Genomic DNA, 1397 nt, shown 5'->3' on the forward strand with positions numbered 1-1397 from the left:
AGGCTCAGGACTTCTGTGGTTGCCGCCCGTGATGCAAGAGGGTTTTGACCTTCTGAACTGGTGATCGAGTGCGGTCTTCTGTCAGGCCTTGATTACGGCGCTTTCGAAGGCCGCTGGCCGGTATGGTGATCAGCGGATCAGGTCCAAATCTCATTGGCGAGCTTATCACTCAGAGTCCTGAACTGGTTTTCCTGATCCAGATCTGTTCGATCATTTTGCCCATTCGGGTCGTTGCCTTCTCACACCCCTTTCATCCAACCTGCCTAGGTTTGCCTTATCAGGCAGCCATGACCGGCGTCGGATTCCTGTAATCTTCATTCTTGGTCAGCATGGCCCAGATCTGGCGTGCCATTTTGTTGGCCAATGCGATGGCGACCAGCATGCGCGGCTTGCGGGCCATCATGCGTGCAAGCCATGAGCTTTCCGGGATCGACTTGCGTCCCATCCAATTCAATCGCGACATCGCGCCAATGATCAGCATTTGCCGGATGTCGCTCTGGCCAGCCTTGGTGATCCGCCCAAGCCGTTCCTTACCGCCTGATGAAAACTGTCGCGGGACCAATCCAAGCCAGGCCGCAAAGTCGCGGCCATTGTTAAAGGTCGCCATTTCAGGCGCAAAGGTCTCCACTGCCATCGCCACTAGCGGACCGACGCCAGGCATGGTTTGCAATCGCTTCGATATCGGCGTGGTGGCTGCGAGTTCCTTGATCTTTGCGGTCTTTGTATCAATCCAACCACTGAGCGCCGCGACCTGATCGAGCATCGCGAGGCACTCCTCGCGCATCAAAGTCGGCAAATCACTATTGGGCGCCTCCAGGATCGCGCCAATGCGGCTGACGTGCTGAATGCCCTGAGGAACGATATGCCCGAACTCATACAAGGCTGCCCGCAAGGCGTTCACTGTCTCTGTCCGCTGACGTACAAGGCGCTGGCGTGATCGATACAGGATCGCCGCGCTCTGCTGAGCCACGCTCTTGGGTTCGACAAAGCGCATCTCGGGCCGTTGAGCCGCCACCACAATCGCTTCGGCATCGGCTGCGTCGTTCTTCTGCCGCTTCACAAATGGCCGCACATAGCGTGGCGCGATCAGCCTGACCTCGTGACCAAATCCGCTCAACAAACGGGCCCAGTAATGGGCACTACCGCACGCCTCCATGACGACCACGGCAGCTGAGTGTTGAGCCATGAACACGCTAAAGGCCTGCCGCGACAGCTTGCGTTGAAACAGTATCTCGCCGTTCATCGACGCCCCGTGAATCTGGAAAACAGACTTCGCCAGGTCCACACCAATCATCGTATCGATACTCATGGTTGCCGTCCTCTCTGTGCGTAGCTTGAACCAAAATTATGCTGGCACATCGTGATGCCGTCAGGGAGGGCGGCAACCACCCCATCTC

General features: G+C 57.3%; 1 protein-coding gene. It reads right to left on the bottom strand.

Annotated elements, in window-relative coordinates; translation table 11 throughout:
- Positions 1–277 precede the first annotated feature (277 nt).
- Entirely contained in the window at positions 278–1309 is a 1032-nt protein-coding gene (locus NN5_RS24670; protein WP_037487140.1) for an IS110 family RNA-guided transposase, read from the bottom strand.
- Between the last annotated feature and the right edge of the window lie 88 nt (positions 1310–1397).

The sequence above is a fragment of the Novosphingobium naphthalenivorans NBRC 102051 genome, assembly GCF_001590985.1.
Lineage (GTDB): Bacteria > Pseudomonadota > Alphaproteobacteria > Sphingomonadales > Sphingomonadaceae > Novosphingobium > Novosphingobium naphthalenivorans.

Bases quoted from the DNA above. Each gene is read 5' to 3' on its own strand.
- NN5_RS24670 (WP_037487140.1), bottom strand. From the start codon at position 1,309: ATGAGTATCGATACGATGATTGGTGTGGACCTGGCGAAGTCTGTTTTC.